The sequence below is a fragment of the Iodobacter ciconiae genome, assembly GCF_003952345.1.
Taxonomy (GTDB): domain Bacteria; phylum Pseudomonadota; class Gammaproteobacteria; order Burkholderiales; family Chitinibacteraceae; genus Iodobacter; species Iodobacter ciconiae.
In genome coordinates this window covers 3,088,741-3,110,283 of sequence record NZ_CP034433.1, presented here as the reverse complement: position 1 = coordinate 3,110,283, position 21,543 = coordinate 3,088,741, and the positions used below count along the sequence as shown (strand labels likewise).

The window sequence follows — 21,543 nt, the reverse complement described above, 5'->3', positions numbered from 1 at the left end:
AAAACAATATACATTAAAGCCACTATAAAAAATAACAGTTTTATATCATAAACAAATGGTTATAAATTGCCTTAAAACAATTCAAAATATACTATTTATCATTATTTACAGCAATTAAATAGCTTTGAATTTTTATCTAAAATCAATAAATTTTATAAAAAACTCCCTGTCTTTTATAACGATGAAAACAAATCAGAGCTGCCACCCTACCAGCTACATACCTTACTTGCTCTTTGTTTACTTCTCCAGTAACTTACACCCACCATGTAAGTATGAAGTAATGACCTCCCCAAGCACTCGCATGTCAGCGCAGCCCCTTAAACAGATGCAGCTGCCCACAAACCAATCATCCCTTATACAAAATTTAAATTACAGCTGCACTCCCCCCTCCATATTTACATTCTGCTACCGGAGCAATGTATGAGTTTACCAATGGCAAAAGAGCAAGACAAAGTTCGTTTAGTCTTACAAAAACAGAATGCGCCGCCAGGCTTTAAAATAAATATGAAACTATTTGCAGATGTAAGCGGTTCATTTAAAGATGAATTTACAAAAAAACTCCCCAGTGGAGGCTATATTGTTGATCCGTTTTTTACAGCCGCACTTGCAATAGCCGGTGTCATTGACCCGGACCGTAATATTCAGATTATTGGTTTTTCAGATAGAGCACTAGATACCGGTGACTATTCTGTTGATACCGAAACCGATATACGTACTGATTTTTTAAATCGGGCCAAACCCATTTTATGGGGCTCTACCGATTATGCAAAAGCACTCGAGGCACTATTAAAAAGTAAAGCCATGGAGCAGACTCTTGGTGGCATGCTCAAAGGTCTGTTTAGCTTTGGCAAGAAAAAAACAGCAGAGAAAAAAGAAGCATTTCTAGTATTATTTGTTTCAGATGGCGAAGATATGGGCTCGGCACCCCACTTTATTTCCCAATTAAATGAGCTGGCCAAAATTGGCACTTTTGTTGTATTGATTGGTGCAAACTCGGATAAAAAGGTAAAGTTTAATTTAATGCAGAAAGCTGCGGCAGAAGTTGAAGGCTGCACATTTCATCGCCTCACTGAATTAGCCAGCCTTTCAACAGACCAGCTCTATGATCGTATTTTTGATACTGAATTTAAACGCTGGCTTGAGCAATTACCTGCCGAATACAAAAACTAGGCAAAACGCTGCGATAAAACTGCCGACTCACCATTAAATAAAACCTGGTAAGGATAAAAGAAGCTCCCCATGACTAAAGGCGGTAGCTTACCGCTCACCAAAAACAGTACTCCATTACAAGCAGTCCGCCTTGAGCTTTCCTGGTCACCACCAAAAAATTCAAGCAAAGGCAGCTATGACTTAGATGCAAGTTGCTTCCCTTTAAGCAGCACAGGTGGTGGCCCAATGGGAAAAATCACCGAAGTTGATCATATTTGCTATTGGGGCCAGCAAAAAACTCCATCTATGGAGCACTTGGCAGGGGATGATCGTACCGGAGACGGAAATGGCCCGGATGAAGTCATTCTGATTCACTTTAATGCCCTGCCCGCCAGTTGTGATTTAATCGCTATTGTTGGCACCATTGATAAAGCTATCGAGCGCGGACAAAGCTTTGCCGAAGTTGCTGATGCAAAAATGCAGATCTTCAATAATCAAACCAATGAATTATTAGCCGAAGCCAGGCTTGCAGCGCTGGACGCGGGCTCGACCGGCTGCTTATTTGCAAGTATCCGTAAAAAAGATCAGGTCTGGACCGTAGAAAACGTAAGCCAGGGCTATCCGGGTAAAGAATTACCTGATTTCTTTCAGTTATTTGGTTATCAGGGCTGATGATGCCAGAGTATCGCGATTTATTTGGCGCGCCTTCGCCCAATTTACGCGATCTGTTTGGGGAGCAAGCTGTGGTTCCCCAGGCCGCCCCCGTTTCCGAAGCATTTGCTGATTTATTTGCCAATCAGGCAAGCGCCGCCCCCTTAGCCAAAGAGGCTGCACCAGACACCTCAGCAACGCCTAAAATAATCGCAAGCACTGAAGGTGTTAATCTGCGCTATGCAGAATTGATTCAGGCCAGCAAACAATTAATGCACCACGTTATCGATCTCACCCAATCAGTTAAAAGCCGTGAAAATCTATTAAACAATATGTTTACAGAGGCCAAACGACAGGCCGATGTTTTACAGGTAGCAATAAATCCCAAACGCAATATTTTATTTAGAAAAACAACAATTGATAAGCCACAGGCCCATGCCTTAATTGATCAATTGCAATTATTTATGCGCCAAGAATTAAAACCGGATTTATTTTTACAAAACGATATAGATGAATTACTACGCCAAACCGATTACCTGGACCGGCTGGCTGGTGTTTTAAAAGCAGATGCTCTGCTCGTATTAGATCCACAGGATCAGCTACTTAATCGTATCCTCACCCAAGCGCAAATTCTGGCCCTGCAGGCGGCATCAACCAGGCAACTCACCGCGCAGCTAGACGAGCAACTCCTAGACATTGAAAACTGGCACACCCACTTTCTCTCGCTGCTAGTTGTCGATATTCAGCAAAAACTCTGAGGATCACCATGTCGCAATATAAAGATTTATTTGGCAGCCCATCGTCCGCCCCAAGCCCTCTCTCCATCGACCTTACCCAGACCGTTAACCCTTCGCTAAACATTATCCAGCCATCTGAAGTGACAACCTTACAACCGGCCACGGCAGACCCTGCCTTAGTTGCGCAGATTCGCCAGCTTGGCAGCGAACAGCTCGAAGAAATCGGCAACCGGCAGACACAGCAATTGGTTCAGTTATCCGATCAGTTATTAGCCAAAACACGCGCCAGTGATACCGGAGAATTTGGCCGTGGCATGAATGATGTACTCAAGCTGATGACCACCGTACACTACGATCAGCTGGGAGAGCCCAGCGGCTTAAACGGGCTGGTTAATCGTCTGAAACGCACTTTAAATATAGCCAAAGTCGATGTGGTACAAGCTTTTGATAGCGCCAAAGGGCAAATCGATAAAATTTGTAATGATATGCGCAATCGCCTGCGAGTCATGGAAACCGATAACCAGTGGCTTGGCAACGCTTATGCAGCCAATCTGGCAGATATGCGCACGCTGGAACAAATCCTGCCTGCCATCGGCATTGTGCTGGCCGAAGAGCAACAAAAACTGGCCGCCCTTGACCCCAACGATCCGATGCAAATTGCCGGACAAAGGCAACGGGTCGATCGCTTAACCCGCCGGGCCGAAACAATTGAGCTACAAATCCATCAGGCAAAATTGCGCGCATTTCAAATCAAAGGCCTGGAAGACGCAAATCGCGGCATCACCGATGATTTTCGCTCCCTGCTGGAAAATGCCATTCCGGCCTGGGGAACCGATATCAGTATGGGTTTACTCAGTCTGAGGCAAAAAGCTAATTTAGAAATTAGTAATCGCGTTAAAGACCAGATTCAGTCTTCAATGAAAAGGGCTGCAGACCAAATTCATGACAATGTAATTGCTGCAGAAACAGCACTGCAAAGGCAGGCGGTGGATATTAATACATTGCAACATGTGCAGGATAAAACAATTGATATGATTAGGCAGAAAATACAATTGGCCGAACAGCGCAGCCAGCAGCGGAAAAAAACAACGCAAGAACTTATCCGAATGGATGCCGAACTAAAGCAAACTTTAAAGCAATAAACTAAGCAGACGCATTAATATTTTATAATTACTCACTAAAAAGCCCCACTGACTACAATGGGGCTTTTACTCTAAAGCGAATGACTAAAAAAAACAAAAGTCATTAAAACAAACAATGGTAATAAAATAGCACAAGACCATGCCATATAGCCAAAGAAACTCGGCATTTTAATCCCACGGTCTTCTGCAACGGCTTTCACCATAAAATTAGGTGCATTACCAATATAACTTAATGCCCCCATAAACACCGAGCCTGCAGAAATAGCCAGCAGGGTAGAAGCCATTGGGCCCATTAAATGTACTGCATCGCCATGAGCCAGATTAAAGAACACGAGATAAGTCGGAGCATTATCCAGAAATGCTGATAGCAAGCCCGTCATCCAGAAATACATATAATCAATTGGGCCACCACTGGCATCGCTCACAGTATTTACCAGTGAGGCCAAATGCCCAGCCTCCCCGGCCCGTAAAATGGCGATTGCCGGGGCCATTACAATAAAGATACCGGCAAATAATTTAGCCACTTCTAAAATGGGGCCCCAGTTAAAATCATTACCTGCACGCACTGGCTTAGGAGTAAATTTCAAAGAAATCAATGCTAATGCCAGTAAAATCAAATCACGCATTAAATCCTGGATAGCCAGCTCGGTGCCTGCAATATGCCAGCTAATACCGGGCTTCCAGACACCAGACATCACCACTGCTGCCACCACGGCCGCAATTAAAAAGAAATTGAGCTTGCCGTAAATTTTGATTGGTTTATCTTGGGTTTTATCAATATCTAACACGCCCTCTTTTTTGAAGTAATAGCTATCAATAAAGTAAAACATTGTCAGTAATAAAGCCGCAGCAAATGCAACCAAAGGCAACATATGGCTAAAGGTCCAGAAAAAATCCACACCTTTTAAAAAACCAAGAAATAAAGGAGGGTCACCCAGAGGCGTTAAACCACCTCCGATATTGGCCACCAGAAAAATAAAAAACACCACAACATGCACATTATGTTTACGGTTGTCATTGGCTTTAATTAAGGGGCGAATCAGAAGCATTGCTGCACCCGTTGTCCCCATAATGGATGCCAATACCGTCCCCAGAGCCAAGATACCCGTGTTCAGCTTTGCTGAGCCGTGCAAATTACCCCAAACTAAAATTCCGCCCGAAATGGTATACAGCGCGAAAAGTATCAAAATAAATGGGATATATTCGTCAATCATTGCATGAGCAATCACACCCAGCGATGTAGGCACACCAAAAACCATCGTAAATGGCAATAAGAAACACGCCGCCCAAAAAGCAGCTACCTTACCAAAATGGCTATGCCAGAAATGGGGGGCAAATAAAGGAAATAGCGCAATAGAAAGCAATATGCCTACAAAAGGTAAAGCCCAGGCCAAGCTTAAAGTAGCACCATCAAAATCTGCAGCCAGCACAAGGCCGGGCAGCAGGCACAAAGCTAAAAATAAATATTTTTTCATTTTTGGATAAATTCGATTTTGTAACCATCTGGATCTTCAACAAAAGCAATGATGGTACTACCATGCTTCATCGGGCCTGGCTCACGTACAACCTTGCCCCCTTTCACACGCACATCATTACAGCGAACATAAATATCATCTGTTTCAATCGCGATATGCCCGTAAGCATTACCGAGATCATATTTTTCGGTATCCCAGTTATGGGTAAGCTCAAGCACCGTACCACTGGCTTCATCTTCATACCCCAAAAATGCCAGAGTAAAACGACCCTCAGCAAAATCTGTACGGCGCAGTAAACGCATACCGAGTACTTCGATATAAAACTGAATAGATAGTTCAAGATTACCCACACGGAGCATGGTATGCAGCAAGCGCATGGCGATTGTCCAATTCAAGAAAGCCTAAGTTTACCGTGTTTCCTAAACTTGCAGCATTAACGATTTTGCATAAATTTACGATTTTTTGTAAGATAGCCAGACTAAAAAAAACCAATATTAAAAAGAAAAAACTTAATTATTTCATATAGAAATATTTTAAAAAAATTTTAATAAAATCAGTAAGTAAGCAGTTTATCCCTCTGATTCATACAAGTATTTCCACACCAAGACTTGACACAGAAACTCAATCCATTAGAATGCGTCCTCTCTGAAGTGAGAGCGGGTCGTTAGCTCAGTTGGTAGAGCAGCGGACTTTTAATCCGTTTGTCGCAGGTTCGAATCCCGCACGACCCACCACTCCTAGTTCACTCAAATATACATTCAGGGCTGTTAGCTCAGCTGGTAGAGCAGCGGACTCTTAATCCGTAGGTCGACAGTTCGAATCTGTCACAGCCCACCAAGAAATCAAAGACTTAGCCCAGCCAACTAGACTGGGCTTTTTGTTGTCTGGCGATCCTCTGGCACTCTTCTGTTCTCAAGCCTCACAATACAAAGCCATTCCAACACAGCAATAATCCCCTTCGCGCCTTCCACTAGCCCTATTCAGAAATCAATCTTCTTAAGTCCATACCCTTATTAAAATAACAGCTCATCACCTCGCCTTTACCCTGTTTTAGCACCCAAAAACCAGACCAGCTAACCCTCATGAGCGCTTGCAAATGCTCGTATCACTAGCCTCAAAAGCACCTTCATAGACCCTACTTTCCCCCTCCTCATCATGTAATAAAAAAGCAGCTCAGCACATCATTGCGTACCCAAGCTGCTTATTTGTACTTTGTAAAATACTTGATTAGCCCAAACAAAAACTAGGTACAAATACTTACCAATACAGTATGCAAAATAGGTAATAAGTCCAGGTGTTTGTAATTATTGGGACATGCAAGCAAATTGTCAGGTAATCTGATCGATTGATAAAATTGTGGAATGCCCCATGCGCCCCGATCAATTGTTAGCTTCTTTCGCTGCTGCCTTTAATCAGGATCAGCGATTGATTTTATTACAAATTGGCGATGGTGCCGTATGGGGAGATCAGCTGCTGCCCCAGCGGGTCACAGGCACCGAAGGCATTAATCAGCCCTATCTTTATTACATTGACTGCTTATCGCCAGATACCGCTTTAGAGCTTAAATCCTTACTGGGCTTACCGGTTGTGCTGTCAATTACCGATGCTCGGGGGGAGTAATAGAGCGCTGTGGGGTGGTTTCCCAGGCACAATTATTAGGCTCTGATGGTGGCTTTGCCAAATACAAGCTCACTGTTGAGCCGCCCTTTGCCCTGCTTAGATACCGGCGCACTTCTCGCGTTTTTCAGGATTTATCTGTACCAGATTTGATTAAACAGGTTCTGGCCGAGCATCAGGACAAAAACCCCGTCTTTGCCTCAGTACAAACGCTGGATTTCAAACTGTCCGGCAATTACCCTCCCCAATCTTATACCACCCAGAAAAATGAATCTGATTATGCGTTTCTATGCAGAATCATGCAGCGTGAAGGCTTATCCTGGCGCTTTGTTCATTTAGCGGGCGATTCACCGCAAGTACAACTGGTGATTTTTGATGATGCTTACGCCATTCCAGAGGCCAGTGATTCACACGTCAGGTTCCACAGGGCGGATTCTACGGAAGAGGATGATGCACTCACCGATTGGACTACTCAGCGCCAGCTGAGAAGCAGTAGCGTAGCTTTAGCCAGCTTTGATTATAAAGCCGTTAAGACGAATCAAAGCTTTGATGACAGCGCGGTTGATCAGGGTGAAGGCGGCCAGCAAATTCAGTCCAGTTTTGAAGATTACGGCTCACTCGCGCACTACTACGCGAACAATGCCGAAGACCTTAGTCACTACGCACAACTACGCCAGCAATCGCACGATCAGGCTAAAAAGTCTTTTAGCGGCTTAGGCACTTTGCGATCTTTGCAGGCTGGGCAATGGTTTCGTTTAGATGACCACCCCGCTCACGAATGGGACGAGGCTGAAAAAAGAGAGTTCGTAGTCACCGAGCTTAAATTTACCGCCAATAATAATTTACCCGTCGATCTCACCCAGCAACTGCTGATGCTTGCACCGGGCCTGTTGGCGGGTTCAAATCCAGCAGATGCAGCAGAAAATGCACCTTATCAGGCAGACTTTAGCGCCCAGCGCCGGGGCCCACCCCACGCTATGACGAAAGCAGCAAGCCCAGTAGCTTTGGGGTACAAACCGCCACCGTGGTCGGCCCTGCCGGTGCAGAAGTCCATACCGACGAGCTGGGCCGTATAAAAATTCAATTCACATGGCAAAGAGCCGCAGAACACCCTGAGTTCGGTGCAAATCTGGATGATAAATCCTCCTGTTGGGTTCGCGTTGCCTACCCTTCTGCGGGGGCAAGCTGGGGTCATCAATTTATCCCGCGTATCGGCCAAGAAGTTTTAGTCAGCTACCTCGACAACGATATCGACCGGCCCATTGTCACGGGTGTGGTTCACAACGGGAGTCATCCTCCGGCCACATTTAGCGGGGTGGGTGCGCTGCCTGCCAATAAAACGCTCTCTGGGATTAAGACAAAAGAGCACGATGGTGGCCAATATGGCGAGCTGTTATTTGATGATAGCAAGGGGGAAGTAAGAACCAAGCTATCGAGTGAGCACGCTAAAACTCAATTAAACATGGGCTTTCTGACTCATCCACGAAACAATGGTAAAGCCACTGCCCGAGGCGAGGGGGCAGAGTTGCGCTCTGATGCCAGCATCAGTATTCGTGCTGCCCAAGGTTTATTGCTGACGACTTATGGCAAATTACAAGCCAGTGGTAATCAATTAGCCCGGACCGAAATGATTGAATTACTGGATCAGTGTGCCGAGTTATTCAAGGCGTTTGGCGACTATGCCAGTACTAATCAGGCCTTGACTCTGGATCAGGCGGCACAAACAGAGTTAATTGATAGCATTAAAAACTGGGAAAAAGGCAGTAATGCGGACCCAAAAGCTCAGGGCGGCGGCAAGCCGGTCATGAGCTTTACAGCGCAGGCGGGGCTAAGCTTCACCACCCCGCAAACAATCCTTGCTTATGCGGGATTGAATATGGATGTGGCCGCAAAAAAACACCTGCAGTGGACTTCGGGAGAGCGCTTTAGTCTAAACGCAGGCCAGGGTATTAGCCAGTTTGCCCAGTCTGGGGATTTTCGCATGATTGCTCATCAAGGGCAGTTTCTTATTCAAGCTCAGGCTAATGATTTTATGGCCCAAGCAGAAAAAAATATTCGCATGATCGCAGTCGACGAAATTTACCTTATGGCGAAAAAAGTAAACCTGATTGCAGAAGATGGCTCATTTATTAAAGTGGGCGATGGCATTACGCTGGGCACCAAAGGGGCCGTCAATATTAAAGCGGCCAGTAAGTCCATGAGCGGCCCTGCTACTGAAAGTATTAATTTGCCTGTATTTCAATCTGGTAAAGCGGATCAAAAATTTCAATTGCATTACCCAAGCAGTGATCCAAGCAAACCGCAAATAGCCGCCCTACGCGATTATGAAATTACTCTGAAGGATGGTAGTAAGCTCAAGGGTGTTTCTGATGCAGAGGGAAAAACTCAATTGCTGGAAGAAACCAGCATGCAGGTTGCCCAAATCCGCATACTGCCTAAGAAAGACTAACAACATGACGACAGAATCTCCAGAAGTGCCATCCATAGGCAGCAGCTCTGCCTTACTGATGCCCAATCGCTATAAAAATCACCCGGTTCAAACGCGGCGTAATATGCCCGGCGTGGTGATTTTGGTGCATGGCGTAAATGATGTGGGTGTGAGTTATTCCGCTCAGGACATTGGCCTCTGTGCTGGGCTCAATGAAAGACTGGATCGGCCTGATCTATTCCCTAATGATTTTCGGATACCTAAAGACGATGATAAAGCCGTTGAAGATCCTGATGCGATTTACTACCGGCGCATAAAAAGCGATAAAACCAATAGCCCTGTGATTCATTTTCATTGGGGCTACAAGGCAACAGATAAAGAGCTGGCTAAAGAGAAAATCAACGAACAAGTTGTAGACAAATTTGGTAATCGCTTAGATAAGCAAAATGCCAGGGGCGGCGGGATGTTTTCCAATGCCACCAGCAATATTCCTGAAATGTTTTATGGCGCGTTTAAGGGGGGCTTTTTAGTTTGGTTAACCAATAATCTGATTGCTGACAAAATCCATATCGTTACTCGTGCACCAGATCGGCACTATATGGCACTGGCAGCAAAACGACTGGCGGCGCTGATCACCCAAATTCGCGCGGTTGACCCCAATGAAACGGTGACGTTGGTGGGCCATAGCCAAGGCTGCCTTGTGGCACTTGCTGCGCAGGCGTTTTTAAAAGAGGCAGGGAAGCGCTCTGCTGATTGCCTGATTATGTGTCACCCGCCTTACGGCCTGCATGAGCCTTGGCTAGATCGCGCCACGCAGACAGGTGATGAACAAGAAACCACCAAAGCCCGTATTGAAACACTGGTGAAGCTGGTGGGACTGATTACCAAAAATCCCCACCCCTTGCCGCCCTTGCAGGAGCTTAAAGACACCGATAGCTCGCTAGGCCGCGCTGGGGACGCATGGTCGCCCACCCAAGGGAAACGTGCCAGTGTAAACGGCGATGCCCATGTACTCGATCAAGTGTTTTTTGAGCGGGATAACCGTGGCAAGGTTTATCTCTATTTTTGCCCGCACGATATGACGGTAGGCCTCGCCAATGTGCAGGGAATCGGCACACTGGGTGTGCCAGACAAGCTAGAAGGTAAAGAGCCGGTATTGGAGCGCTTAGGCCCGCGCTTTTTACAGCGCGTCTGGACGTGGCGCAAACGCGATGGAAAACCCGTGGCGGTGGGGGCTGCGCCGGGGCCGTTTGTAATGCGTATTAAAGGCGAAGCCGCTTACGATGGAGGCATGTTTGAAACTGCGGGCCGAACCGGCTTGCAAGTGGGCGAAACGCGTTCAAATAATGGCGAAGCCTTAAACCCGCCGTGGGTGCCTGATCTGCATCAGGGGGAAGACGATGAAGAGAGCAAAGAAAAAGCCGCTAAAGCAGGTGGCCCTGCACACATCGGGAATCTAAGGATTGATCCGATTGATGCCTGCGATGCCGTGGTTAAAGCGGGCGTGAAATACCTGCCTGAAGAAAAAAGAAAAGAAACACCGACTGAGGCGCGTCAGCGTTACCAAGGGGGTGAAGCAGTTCCCAACTCTTACCACTCCTCTGTCGTGGGCAACTTTGAGCATCATCGTTGGGTAACGGCGATGGATGTGGCGATCGGCCAAGCAAAATGTATGGATGATCCGGATTGGCGTGATTTGTTGCTGGCGATGGCAGATTGGCGAACAATGTTTGATCCAGCACGTAATGTTCCTACGTTTAAAAAATACAGCAATCTGGAAGAGGACGTGCGCAAGGTGCTTGAAGCTAATTATCGTTATTACAAAGAAGCGATATTTCCTGATGAAACTATGGTGCCTCGAACACCGCCAAGTCCTATCGTTAGTGAAACCCGTGCGGCTAGAGCTGCGGGGAGTAAATTATGAGTTTGCGCCGTATTGCCTTACCACGTATTCGGCCTTGGCTGCTCTTCCTGCTTGCCAGCTTTGCCATTTGGATTGTGGTGCTTGAAACCATCATTCGCCCGTCTGCTATTTCTTTGGAGTCCACCCCCATGTTGCTACGCCTAAGTTGGTGGCTATTGCCGCCACTCATTTTTATCTTTTCGCTCTTTACCGGCCAGTGGGCCTTAGGGAGCGCCAAAGTAGAAGCGGCGGAATTAAAACAGAATCAAGAGCAAGAGTTGCTGCAGCGTGCTACGGCAGCCAAGGCCAGTGAAGCCGCTAAAGCAAAAAGCCAGCAACAATTCTCGCTGGAGATTCGCAGTGTGGGGATTACGGTTGAGCGTTTTCGGCAAATGGCAATCTGGAAGCAGCTGGATAAAACCAACCACCCGCTTAAAAGTATGCTGTCGCAAAATCCTGATGATTATGAATGGGCAGGAGAGACTCGAGATTTACAAACAGATAAACGCGCTAATAATGCATTTGAAAACGCTCTGCGCTTCTGGGTAGAGCGCTGGCCTATTCCTGCTTTGGTAGCAGACTCAACAGGCATGGGAATTAATAGCATTTTATGGGCTGAAAATGGCTCAGGCTTGGGCATCCACATGTTTACTGCTTTAGGCGCACATCAGGGGGAAGGTAGCGACAAACTGGTGCAGCAGGCCTTTCAGTATTTTGATGATAATCCAGAGCTGCCTGCCATCCTCCTTTTAAGTGTGAGTACCGCAGAACTCAAAGACAGAATAAAAGATGCTCATTTTGTGCCTAATCAGCCCGATTCCATCGTCGCCATCCTGCTCACTCGTAGTGATCGTGTAGATCAGTACCTTCGCCCCTATGCGGTTGATGTACCTTACAATATCAATATGGATAAAACCCAGTACGACATTATTAAATTATGGAATTTTTACTGGGATCAGAAAGACACTTATCGCATAAGCACGCCAAAAGCTTTCGACACCATGCCGACTACTTACTGGAATGAGAAGGTTAAAACACTGATCAACCAGATCGATCCTAATGCCTCTCAGGGCGGAATGATTCCCTTCTGGAATGCGGGTAAAGCAGGCTTTAAAGCTACGCCTTGGCTGCCGGTACGCTGGACTAAATGGCAGATCGAAGACGAATACGACCGTGCACCCATCGTCGGCCATTTACATCGCCCCGTAGAAATTGATTTGAAAGGTAAAAACGACGCCGCTAAAGCTGCTGCCATCGCAACAGGCTGGCAACAGGCACTGGCTACTTTGCCAGATGGCAGTGTGCCACAGTGGTTGTTTTACGATACCGGTGCAGACAGCAAACAGGTGATTCCTTTCTCCCGTGCGATGAGTATGGAAAGCACCCCGCAGCCACTGGATTTCAGCGATGCGGCCTATAGCTACAACCTAAGCCAACGCATCGGCAATACCGGCGTTTCATCCCCATTCGTGCAGCTGGGCTTAGGCACAATGCGTAGCTATCACAAGGGTGGCGTCAGTGCCACGGTTAACCTGCGTCAGCCAGAACGGGCCAGCATCATCATGATCTCGCCTCCTACTGCCGCAGAAAAAGCCAAGAACAAGCCTAATCCCTACAATACTAATCGCGCCAATGATCCTGACCCATTTGTTAGCAGGGTGATGTAAAGCATCTTTCGCTTGCCAGACCAGGCTTCCACATAAGTACCTAACGGCCCGGTCTGGGCTTGCAAACAGGATTTTTGGCTGACTTATCAATTCAATTTGAAAGTAAATAACATGCCCAATGTCATTGTTGAAGGTTCGGACACCAGCCACGGTGGTAAAGTGATTAGTGGTAGTGCTACCGTGACTATTAATGGTTTACGCGTAGCACGTAAAGGCGATTCTTGCACATGCCCGCTGCCGGGGCATGGTGTTTGTGTGATCGTAGAAGGCGATCCTGACGACACGATTGATGGTATCCCCGTGGCTTATGAGGGGCATAAAACCAGCTGCGGGGCAGTGCTGATTTCAAGCATTTCTAATAATGGTAAGTCTTAAATAAATCTGAAACTTGGCAATGCAAACCTGAAACTGTATTTGCATAGCTTGTTTCTCATAAAACAAGCACACATTTAGCGGCCCCCTATCCACACTCTCTAAATTGCTTATTCATGGCTAAAAAAACCTACTCATTTGAATTTATCATGGCGGTTCTGAAGCAAGGTGAAGCAGGAACTACAGCTATAGAGCTGCACCGTCAGCATGGCATTTCCCCGGCTACATTTTATACGTGGCGGATGAAATTTAGCGGTATGGATGTCGCTATGATGGAGGAAAGAAAAAAACACCTCCATGCAGAAGCCCTTTTGAGAAGAAAGCGGGCGAATGCAGAGAAAAAAGATCGAGCGCTCAATAAATCAAATAAACCATTGCAAGCTGCACGGAGCTTATTACCCAGCGCAGTGCAAAAGGCCATCAAGCGCTGGAAGGCCTCCGTAAGAAGTCACACCACAATTGAAAAGCAAAAAATACTCAGCCTAGAGGCCATTCAAGGCATTGCACAAGCTTGGGGTGGTGAGTGCTTATCCAATCATTATGTAAATTTATCGACAAGAATGCCTGTTCGCTGCGCCGAGGGGCATCAGTGGCAATGTTATCCCAGTCATTTAATTGCAGGGAAATTTTGCCTTATTTGCGCTAAGCATGAACAAAGGCAGCGTGATTTAGAAAAGATCAAAAAAATAGCTGCTGCACGCGGCTGGCAATGTCTGACGATTGAATATAAAGGCTGTAAATCTGCTGTTGCATGGCGTTGTAAAAATGGGCATGAATTTACAGCCAGACCCGATAGCGTGAGAGCGGGCTTTGGTTGCATGCAATGCTTTAAAGACCGCCGTCAAAAAACGCTGGCCAAGATGCAAGACTTGGCAAAAGCAAGAGGAGGGGTTTGTTTATCTGAGTGTTATGACGCTTACGAGCGCTTACTTTGGCAATGCCAGCGTGGCCATAGATGGAAGGCTCATTCAAGAGATATTTGCAGAGGACATTGGTGCCAGCAGTGCTCATCTATAGAGAAAATCACCCGACCTGGAAGCCCTGCTTGGATCAAGTATAAGAGTGCTTAGAGCGATATAAGCCAATTAAAATAACTAATACCGAATCCGAAACAGCCTGAAAGTAGATCAACAAAATCGCTCACACACTCAAAGCAATAGTCCGGTATATGCACCCCATCACGATACCTACACCTGATCAACTTCCATTGCTCATTTGTATTCAACATTTATTTACGATTAAATTGACCATGCTTTGCTTACTCGGTAACAGAGCCTTTGCACGAATCAAAGAACTGAATTAGCATACAAAAAAATCAACGACTTACAGCTGTGTAATTTGCTAAAAATATATTTGTACAGAGCTTTCCTAAGCACTTTTATTTAACATCGCAAATCCAAAGCCTTAATAAACAAACTGTAATTGAACAGATTTTCTTCCGCTATTTTTCCTTCTACAGCTCAAGGCATAGCGCCACCCTATTTTCAGCTAAATTAACTTAATTTTTATACTTAAAATCTTTAAGTAAGCAGAAGCGAGCCTTGTAAGCGTAACTCAAAAATATTTTCTAAATTTGTTTGACACTAGGGAAATATAAGCTATAATCCGCATCTCTTTAGAGCGGGTCGTTAGCTCAGTTGGTAGAGCAGCGGACTTTTAATCCGTTTGTCGCAGGTTCGAATCCCGCACGACCCACCAGCTATATAAAGCATTTAGCCCAATCCGCAGATTGGGCTAAATGCTTTTCTATCGATCCACTGCCTCTGATAATCTCCTCATCATAAAAATCTTTTAATACCTGATGGCATTAGATTAACCACCAATTCTGAATGTACGTGGAAATGGTGTTAGCGTTTGTGGCCCAAACCACTGATTAAAAATCCTTTCTGCTTCTCCGTTGTTTTCCATTTCAAGAAGCGCCTCATTAATCAGATCCATAAAACGTTTTTCACCCAGCTTAATCGCAAGAGCGTAAACCTCGATCGCATTGGCATAATTTGATAATTCAAATTGAGCTTTATTCGTCATTTTGCTCAAAGGACGTACCAGAGCAGGCTCATCATCGACTACTGCATCAATTTTCCCATTTTCTAAGGAACGTACAGCCTCGGGAATATCGTCAAAGACAACCACGGTTGCCTTAGGATATTGTTTACGAACCAAATCCAAACCAGTTGTACCGCGCATCGCGCCAATACTGGCATTAGCCAAAGACTCGGGAGAAGGAAACTTTCCTTTCCCTGCCAGGACCTTTTGCGCTGCAACAAAATACCCGTAGCTACAATTGACTTCGCGTTCACGCTCTGCAGTTTTCGTGAAAGTAGCAACTAAAACATCAATTTTTCCGGTTTTAACCGAAGAAATACGCTCATTTGGATCTAAATCCTGCACAACCAGCTTCACACCCAACTTCCTGGCAATTGCACCGGCAAAATCGACATCGTAACCAGAAATGGTGCCATTTTTATTTCTTTGCCCAAAGGGAGGAATATCTGCCCGTACTCCGGCAACCAAGGTCCCACGTGCCTTAATTGTATCCAGCAAATCAGCATGAGAGAGCAGGCTGCTAAACGCACATAATATCGCAAGCAAAAATTTATTCATTTTCAGACCCTGTTTGTGATTGATGAAATAAATAGACTTACCTAGGCGGCACTACAATATAAGACTTTGCTAATTTTATGTGTTTGAAAAACTTTTACAATAAGGGATAAATTGCAGACACAGCCACCTATGAGCAGCGCTGAGTATGCTTTTCTTGAGAAAAAAAATAATAAGTGAAACAAGGATGGAAAGCCCCTGTTAGTAGCAAATGTTTGACATATGACATTAATTAGACGTACAACGCCCAAAAAAATGCCCGCGGCGTTTTTCGAAAAAAACGAGCGGGCCTTCATAAAAATATTTAGCCTATTTGGTAATATGTATCTGAGCGATATGCAGCATTTTTAAATTTCGCCTGCAAATAAACCGCTACAGCCATGCTGGCTTAAGACTTAATGAACCTTTGGATCTGATCAAGCAACTCCTCTTCCTGATAGGGTTTACCAAGAAAAGCATTAACTCCCAGTTCAAATGCGTAGTTCTTATGTTTATCAGCGGTGCGCGAAGTAATCATAATGATAGGAATCTGCCGCGTACCCTCGTTGGCCCGCACATTACGAGTCAGCTCAAAACCATCCATGCGCGGCATTTCAATATCAACCAGCATCACATCCGGAATCACATCGGAAAGCTGCTGCAGCGCATCTACACCATCTTTAGCTGTAAGTACCTGGAAGCCTTCACGAGCCAACAGGCGCCCGGTAATTTTACGTACCGTGAGCGAATCATCCACCACCATCACCAGAGAGGTCGTTTTAAACTCCTCGGGAACCAGCTGTGCAGCGACAGTACGTGTTTCACCCCGGGCCAGAAGGGAGAGTGGATTCATAATCATCACCACATCACCATTTCCCAGCACCGTTGCGCCGGTTACCCCGGGAATACGCACCAGCTGCGGGCCGATGGTTTTCACCACAACCTCCTGATTACGCACCAGCTCATCCACATGCAATGCCATCCGTCCGGTACCGCTACGCAGCAGCATAACGGTGTTATAACGCTTTTGCTCCGGCACGGAAACAGCATCACCTAAAAGCCTTGGCAGGTAAGCGAAGGGGTAGCGATAATCCATCCACTCCTGGAAACGACTCTCGTAAAGCCGCTCCAGAACGCCAAGTTTAATTTCCTGAACCTGCTCAATCATTCCCGAAGGAATGGCAAACTGTTCCCCGCCCGCTTTTACCAATACAACCTGAGTCACAGCTAGTGTCAGAGGTAGGTAAATAGTAAACGTCGTCCCTACACCAGCCTGGCTGGAGACATCAATCCTCCCACCCAGATCGCTCAGCTTGTTCTTCACCACATCCATGCCAATACCACGACCCGAGAGTGCGGTTAGCGAGCTGGCAGTGCTGATACCTGGTTCAAAAATCAGTTCGGTAACCATCTGATCGGTTGCCTGAAGACTCAACAGGCCTTTTTCTACTCCCTTGGCCTTTAAAGACTCCAGATCCAGACCCCTGCCATCGTCTTTAAGCAACAGAACCAGCTCATTCCCTTCCTGGCGAACTTCAACCTGCACTTCACCAAACTCTGGCTTACCCAGCGCAATACGCTGCTCGGTGCTTTCCAGACCATGGTCAATCGCATTGCGTAACATATGCTCAAATGGCGACATCATTTGATCTAACACGCCACGGTCTACCTCTACGCCGCCGCCATGCAGCTCCAGATTGACCTTTTTACCCACTTCCTTACCTGTCTGCCGGGTAAGACGGTAGAGACGGTCTGACAAGCTACTAAACGGTACCATACGCACACGCATCAAGCTTTGTTGCAGCTCTTTAGTCATGCGCGCCTGCTGCATCAGGGCTCCCGTTGAATCATCGTGGTTTTTCAGCAAGTTTTGCTGAATTGTTGCCACGTCATTCACACTTTCGGCAATAAAACGGGTCACTTCCTGCAAGCGGGTAAAACGATCGAACTCCAGCGGATCAAAGTTAGCCTCATGGCCATCCTGGATCTTCGCCTGCATTTGCGATTCAGCCTGAATTTCCATCTCTCTAAGCTGACTGCGTAAACGATTCACGTTTTCTGTCAGATCAAGCAGAGACGCTTTCATCGTGATCATTTCGGCCTCGATCCGCGATCTGGCGATCGATACCTCACCGGCCTGATTGACCAATTGATCCATTAATTCGGATTTAACACGAATCGTTGTACCGCTTTCCACTTCGACCGGCGCAGACACAACCGACTTCACCACCGGAGCAGGCTTCTTCACACCTTTTAATTCATCTGCCAGCGATTGAATCAAATCAAAATCGGCATCCAGAGCATCCAGAAGCGCTGCAGAATAATGATTTCCTGCCGCCAGCAAACGGCTTTCCATCTGGTGAGCAACCTCACCCATACGCATGGCGCCAGCCATCCGCGCACTGCCTTTAAACGTATGCAGCAGCCGCTTCAGAGAGCCTGATTCTTTCTGTACTTCATCTGGCAAGCGCAAACCACGTAAAGAGCTGCTGATCTGTTGCATCAGCTCATCCGCTTCTTCGATAAATACCGGCAACAGCTGCTCATCAATATCATCAGCCTGCAGCGCATCCAGCTCGGATTTACGCTGCACATCGTGCTTATCCATGAGCTGCTCAAACGGGGTGAGCGACTCCACGTCCAGCAAGCTGACAGCATCCCCGCCATCCACATCTTCTGCCTGCTGATCCAGCAGGCTGCTCAATGGTGACGAAGACTCATCTGCTGACTCGGAAATATCCATGGCAGTAAATTTGGGCAAATCAGCCTGCGGCTCGAAAGCTGAACCATCAAATACAGCTTCTACCTGCCCGCCCAGAGTCTCTGCACGTTCTGCCTCATCCTGCTGATCTAATAAATGGTCAAATGAGCTAAATGCCTCGATAGGCTCTTCAGGTTTAACAACCTCTGTGGAACACTCAGCAGTCAAATCTTCTGCCGGGGCTTCGCGTTCAACCTCTTCATGTAAAACAAGAAACTCATCCTCAGCCGTCACACTCAAATCGAGCATCGTTTCAAATTCAGCAATACCTGTCGGCTCATCCAAACTCAACTCAGGCGCAAGCTCTTGCTCCGGTAAGCAAATAGACGACTCCGGCATTTCAAGCTCAACGGCTGCAACCTCCGGCGTTTCGTCCAGAGAGATTTCATACGTTTTGGCTTGCAGGCTTTGCAAAGCAAGAATTTCCGCTTCCGCAAAACCTGGTGCTTCCCGCGCAAAAATAGACTCCAGCATGCTGCCAATGCGTGCAACAGCACTATCAAGCACCGGCTCCTGGCCAATCACCACTTCACCGAGCCGCTGTACCGCGTGCTCCAGGGTATAAGCCAATTCACCCAGGCTGCGAAACCCTGCAGTTGAGGCAATTCCGCCCAGAGTATGTGCTGCCAGCAAATAACTGGAAGGCGGGCTGCTCTTGCCCCCTTTCAAAGTCAGCAGATACTGAGCTGCCTCATTACAAAATAATGAGAATAACGAAGCTGAAACCGTTACCGTACCGATCACAACTTCGTCACTTGCACCCTGCTCGCCTTCCTGCGAAACGCTAATACTTTCATCTGGCACACTGGCAACGGTATCCAGCTGCACTCTAAGCTGCTCTGCCACCGCGATTAAATCACTTCCCTCAACCTGTGCCACGCCTTCACGGCTCAGCTGTTGTACCCAGCCCGAAAACGCAGTATGAGCTTGGGTAAGCAGTTGCAATAACTCAAGCGAAGCTGCTTTTTCTATCTGCATCAATTTGCTTAAAAGCTGCTCCATAGCCCAGGCAACTTGGGCAATATGGTTAAGCCCAACCATGCGGCCACTGCCTTTCAAGGTATGGAAACTACGTCTTAATACCGTTAATGCTTCTCGATCATGTGGCGCACGCCGGCAAACCAAAATCTGCTCGGCAATACTTGCCAGAACTTCCGTGGCTTCTTCCAGAAACACCTCAAGCAGCTCGGCATCAACAGCTTCATCTGTTGCAGGCAGGGGGCGCGAAGGATCAATAACAGCCTGTACTGGCAGCACATGATCAGTGGCATCCAGCTGAGGCTCTACCTCCAGCTGTTCCAGCTCACTTTCCACAGCATCAATACGCGCCGTACCTGTAAGCTTATCGATCATGATCAGGAGCGAGGCAGGCTCATCTCTGTTTTGCGCAATGCTCTCAATATAAAAACCAAGGCAGGATAAGCCCTCGGCCAGCAATTCCAGCTCTTCCTGAGCAGGTAATAAAAGTTCACTCTGGGTGAGTTGCTCAATTCTTTGCTGACAAGCTTGCAATAAAGCCGCCGCCTGCAGCTTCTCAAGCATCAGCAGGGCTCCCATTACCTGATGCAGGCTAGGATTAATTTTACTTAATTCACTACCGTTGTCCGGCTGACGAAACCATGTATCAAGGATATCTTCAACAGCCTGCAAATTACTGCGCATTTCGTGCGCCAGCTGAGCCTGCAATAGCCGCTCCTGTGCCTGCCGGGTCACTTCATCCAGATGGGGTACTTCATTTTTTGAGGAAGGATTCAGCAAGCGCTGGCACATTGCCTCAACCTGAATAGGAAAGTCTTCTGCAACCAGCGGATAAATAGCAAGACAATTGTCAATCAAAAGCAAGGCAGTAGCCACTTCCAGCGCATTTTCGTCACTGGGAGCCTGTTGATTTAAACCATGTACAGAAGAGGAAACTGCCGACCACAGATTATCCAGCCCCGAAATGGCTAAAGGCTCAGCACGCTGGGCCAGTGGTTCGAAAGCGCCAATAAACGCACTTAAACGCTCAAACTGGCCTGAACTGACACGGCCCCAGATTTCTTTACATGCATCCAGCTCATCCAGCAGGTTGCGGGCAAGCGAGCGGCGAAATTCGGATGCGGGGGAGAGCAGATCACTGTCAGCCCCAGGCAAAAGACTCTCTAACGCAAAAGACTTTCGCAAGGCTAAAGCTAGCGGGCTGCGAGTATCCAGCATCAGTAAAGCGTACAGAATATCGCGATATAAGCGCTCGGCAACCTTGCCGGAGCCATCGCTCAGACGGCGCAATTGCATATTCAAACGCAAAACCAGTTGTTTCAGATCGACATCCGGCTCAGCCTGTCCCTGACGATGGCTTAAACCGTCAAGCAAACCAGCAGCAGCCCACCAAAAATGGCGGGAAATAGCCAGTGACTGGGTCGCGGCAATTTCAGCTAAATTTTTAGCCATCACGCCTGCTGCCGCTTTATCCTGAGCCATCCAGCTCAGCAACACAGCTTCAAAACGCAAACGGCGCGCACGAACAAAAGGGCCTAGCTCATGAGCGGCCAAAGCGCGTGCAGGCAGCCCTTTGGGCAAAGACAGCTCCGCAAGCTGAGGAAAAAACAGCTCCGAACCACTCTCGGACGCCTGACGTAAAGCTGCCATTTTCTTAAAGCTGGCCAGTAATCGAAGCGGCTGATTGGGCCCACCCACAGCAATTTGCTCAAGATAACGGCTAGCCTCAACAATTGCTTTCTGAATAACAACCAGCGTATCGGAACTAATCTCATCTGCAGCGAGCGTTTGCTCAATTTCTTCACAGAACCGGGCAAGGCCAGTGAGCTCAACCATTTGCACCGCACCATGGGCCTGATGCAAAAAGGTTCGGGCATGTTTCAGCAGAGCGCTATCCCTGGTCTCATCAAACTGAGCCAAAGCTTGCGATGCTTTTTGTAAAGTTTGCTCGATTTCGCTCTTAACCCAGACTAGGGAGCCCAGATCGAATTCGGTATGCGCGCTCATTTAAAGCCTATTTTCAAGTAACACTTCAACATAATTCAAAGGCAGGCGAGGATGATCAGGGCTGTTTCCCTGCATC

15 protein-coding genes and 3 tRNA genes are annotated in these 21,543 nt (G+C 47.0%); 14 read left to right on the top strand and 4 right to left on the bottom strand.

The annotated features are described in order from the left end of the window. Positions 1-420 precede the first annotated feature (420 nt). From EJO50_RS13660 to EJO50_RS13645, 4 genes are all read left to right on the top strand, one after another. Complete coding sequence (locus EJO50_RS13660) at positions 421-1,170, top strand: VWA domain-containing protein (protein ID WP_125975039.1); 750 nt, start codon at positions 421-423, stop codon at positions 1,168-1,170. A gap of 69 nt (positions 1,171-1,239) precedes the next feature. Beyond that, entirely contained in the window at positions 1,240-1,821 is a 582-nt protein-coding gene (locus tag EJO50_RS13655) for a TerD family protein (RefSeq protein WP_125975037.1), read from the top strand. Continuing rightward, positions 1,821-2,558 (top strand): hypothetical protein, encoded by a 738-nt coding sequence (locus tag EJO50_RS13650; RefSeq protein WP_125975035.1) that lies wholly within the window; start codon positions 1,821-1,823, stop codon positions 2,556-2,558. The genes EJO50_RS13655 and EJO50_RS13650 overlap by 1 nt, the downstream gene beginning before the upstream one ends. A gap of 8 nt (positions 2,559-2,566) precedes the next feature. Then, positions 2,567-3,679: a toxic anion resistance protein gene (locus EJO50_RS13645; protein WP_125975033.1), complete on the top strand. Its 1,113-nt coding sequence runs from the start codon at positions 2,567-2,569 to the stop codon at positions 3,677-3,679. Between the two features lie 71 nt (positions 3,680-3,750). Here EJO50_RS13645 and EJO50_RS13640 read toward each other — a convergent pair whose 3' ends face one another. Next, positions 3,751-5,154: a sodium:proton antiporter gene (locus tag EJO50_RS13640; RefSeq protein ID WP_125975031.1), complete on the bottom strand. Its 1,404-nt coding sequence runs from the start codon at positions 5,152-5,154 to the stop codon at positions 3,751-3,753. Beyond that, positions 5,151-5,531 carry a lactoylglutathione lyase gene (gene gloA, locus EJO50_RS13635; RefSeq protein ID WP_125975029.1) on the bottom strand — a complete coding sequence of 127 codons (381 nt, stop codon included), beginning with the start codon at positions 5,529-5,531 and terminating at the stop codon, positions 5,151-5,153. Before gloA ends, EJO50_RS13640 begins: the two co-directional genes overlap by 4 nt. A gap of 281 nt (positions 5,532-5,812) precedes the next feature. Here gloA and EJO50_RS13630 point away from each other — a divergent pair. From EJO50_RS13630 to EJO50_RS13595, 10 genes are all read left to right on the top strand, one after another. Then, positions 5,813-5,888, top strand: a tRNA-Lys gene (locus tag EJO50_RS13630). Between the two features lie 27 nt (positions 5,889-5,915). Further along, positions 5,916-5,991, top strand: a tRNA-Lys gene (locus tag EJO50_RS13625). A 531-nt stretch (positions 5,992-6,522) separates the two neighbouring features. Then, positions 6,523-6,774, top strand: coding sequence for a hypothetical protein (locus EJO50_RS17545; protein WP_233702089.1), 252 nt, complete (start codon positions 6,523-6,525; stop codon positions 6,772-6,774). Between the two features lie 14 nt (positions 6,775-6,788). Continuing rightward, complete coding sequence (locus EJO50_RS17540) at positions 6,789-7,847, top strand: type VI secretion system Vgr family protein (protein WP_233702087.1); 1,059 nt, start codon at positions 6,789-6,791, stop codon at positions 7,845-7,847. Further along, positions 7,796-9,220, top strand: a complete 1,425-nt coding sequence (locus EJO50_RS17535; protein WP_233702086.1) for a DUF2345 domain-containing protein — start codon at positions 7,796-7,798, stop codon at positions 9,218-9,220. The genes EJO50_RS17540 and EJO50_RS17535 overlap by 52 nt, the downstream gene beginning before the upstream one ends. 4 nt (positions 9,221-9,224) lie before the next feature. Beyond that, a complete protein-coding gene (locus EJO50_RS13615; protein WP_164521513.1) occupies positions 9,225-11,123 on the top strand; it encodes a T6SS effector phospholipase Tle3 domain-containing protein in 1,899 nt (632 codons plus the stop codon). After that, positions 11,120-12,769 carry a type VI lipase adapter Tla3 domain-containing protein gene (locus EJO50_RS13610; protein WP_125975025.1) on the top strand — a complete coding sequence of 550 codons (1,650 nt, stop codon included), beginning with the start codon at positions 11,120-11,122 and terminating at the stop codon, positions 12,767-12,769. The genes EJO50_RS13615 and EJO50_RS13610 overlap by 4 nt, the downstream gene beginning before the upstream one ends. A gap of 111 nt (positions 12,770-12,880) precedes the next feature. Beyond that, positions 12,881-13,144, top strand: coding sequence for a PAAR domain-containing protein (locus tag EJO50_RS13605; RefSeq protein WP_125975023.1), 264 nt, complete (start codon positions 12,881-12,883; stop codon positions 13,142-13,144). A gap of 113 nt (positions 13,145-13,257) precedes the next feature. Then, positions 13,258-14,211, top strand: a complete 954-nt coding sequence (locus tag EJO50_RS17625; protein WP_125975021.1) for a transposase — start codon at positions 13,258-13,260, stop codon at positions 14,209-14,211. Positions 14,212-14,763: 552 nt separating this feature from the next. Then, positions 14,764-14,839: transfer RNA gene (locus EJO50_RS13595), tRNA-Lys, on the top strand. A gap of 114 nt (positions 14,840-14,953) precedes the next feature. On the opposite strand, the gene EJO50_RS13590 is transcribed toward EJO50_RS13595, so the two are convergent. Continuing rightward, positions 14,954-15,745 (bottom strand): transporter substrate-binding domain-containing protein, encoded by a 792-nt coding sequence (locus EJO50_RS13590; protein ID WP_125975019.1) that lies wholly within the window; start codon positions 15,743-15,745, stop codon positions 14,954-14,956. Positions 15,746-16,130: 385 nt separating this feature from the next. After that, entirely contained in the window at positions 16,131-21,467 is a 5,337-nt protein-coding gene (locus EJO50_RS13585; protein WP_125975017.1) for a hybrid sensor histidine kinase/response regulator, read from the bottom strand. Between the last annotated feature and the right edge of the window lie 76 nt (positions 21,468-21,543).

Bases quoted from the DNA above. Each gene is read 5' to 3' on its own strand.
- EJO50_RS13640 (WP_125975031.1), bottom strand. From the start codon at position 5,154: ATGAAAAAATATTTATTTTTAGCTTTGTGCCTGCTGCCCGGCCTTGTG.
- EJO50_RS13585 (WP_125975017.1), bottom strand. From the start codon at position 21,467: ATGAGCGCGCATACCGAATTCGATCTGGGCTCCCTAGTCTGGGTTAAG.
- EJO50_RS17625 (WP_125975021.1), top strand. From the start codon at position 13,258: ATGGCTAAAAAAACCTACTCATTTGAATTTATCATGGCGGTTCTGAAG.
- EJO50_RS13655 (WP_125975037.1), top strand. From the start codon at position 1,240: ATGACTAAAGGCGGTAGCTTACCGCTCACCAAAAACAGTACTCCATTA.
- EJO50_RS13660 (WP_125975039.1), top strand. From the start codon at position 421: ATGAGTTTACCAATGGCAAAAGAGCAAGACAAAGTTCGTTTAGTCTTA.
- EJO50_RS13610 (WP_125975025.1), top strand. From the start codon at position 11,120: ATGAGTTTGCGCCGTATTGCCTTACCACGTATTCGGCCTTGGCTGCTC.
- EJO50_RS13645 (WP_125975033.1), top strand. From the start codon at position 2,567: ATGTCGCAATATAAAGATTTATTTGGCAGCCCATCGTCCGCCCCAAGC.
- EJO50_RS13650 (WP_125975035.1), top strand. From the start codon at position 1,821: ATGATGCCAGAGTATCGCGATTTATTTGGCGCGCCTTCGCCCAATTTA.
- gloA (WP_125975029.1), bottom strand. From the start codon at position 5,531: ATGCGCTTGCTGCATACCATGCTCCGTGTGGGTAATCTTGAACTATCT.
- EJO50_RS17545 (WP_233702089.1), top strand. From the start codon at position 6,523: ATGCGCCCCGATCAATTGTTAGCTTCTTTCGCTGCTGCCTTTAATCAG.
- EJO50_RS13590 (WP_125975019.1), bottom strand. From the start codon at position 15,745: ATGAATAAATTTTTGCTTGCGATATTATGTGCGTTTAGCAGCCTGCTC.
- EJO50_RS13605 (WP_125975023.1), top strand. From the start codon at position 12,881: ATGCCCAATGTCATTGTTGAAGGTTCGGACACCAGCCACGGTGGTAAA.
- EJO50_RS13615 (WP_164521513.1), top strand. From the start codon at position 9,225: ATGACGACAGAATCTCCAGAAGTGCCATCCATAGGCAGCAGCTCTGCC.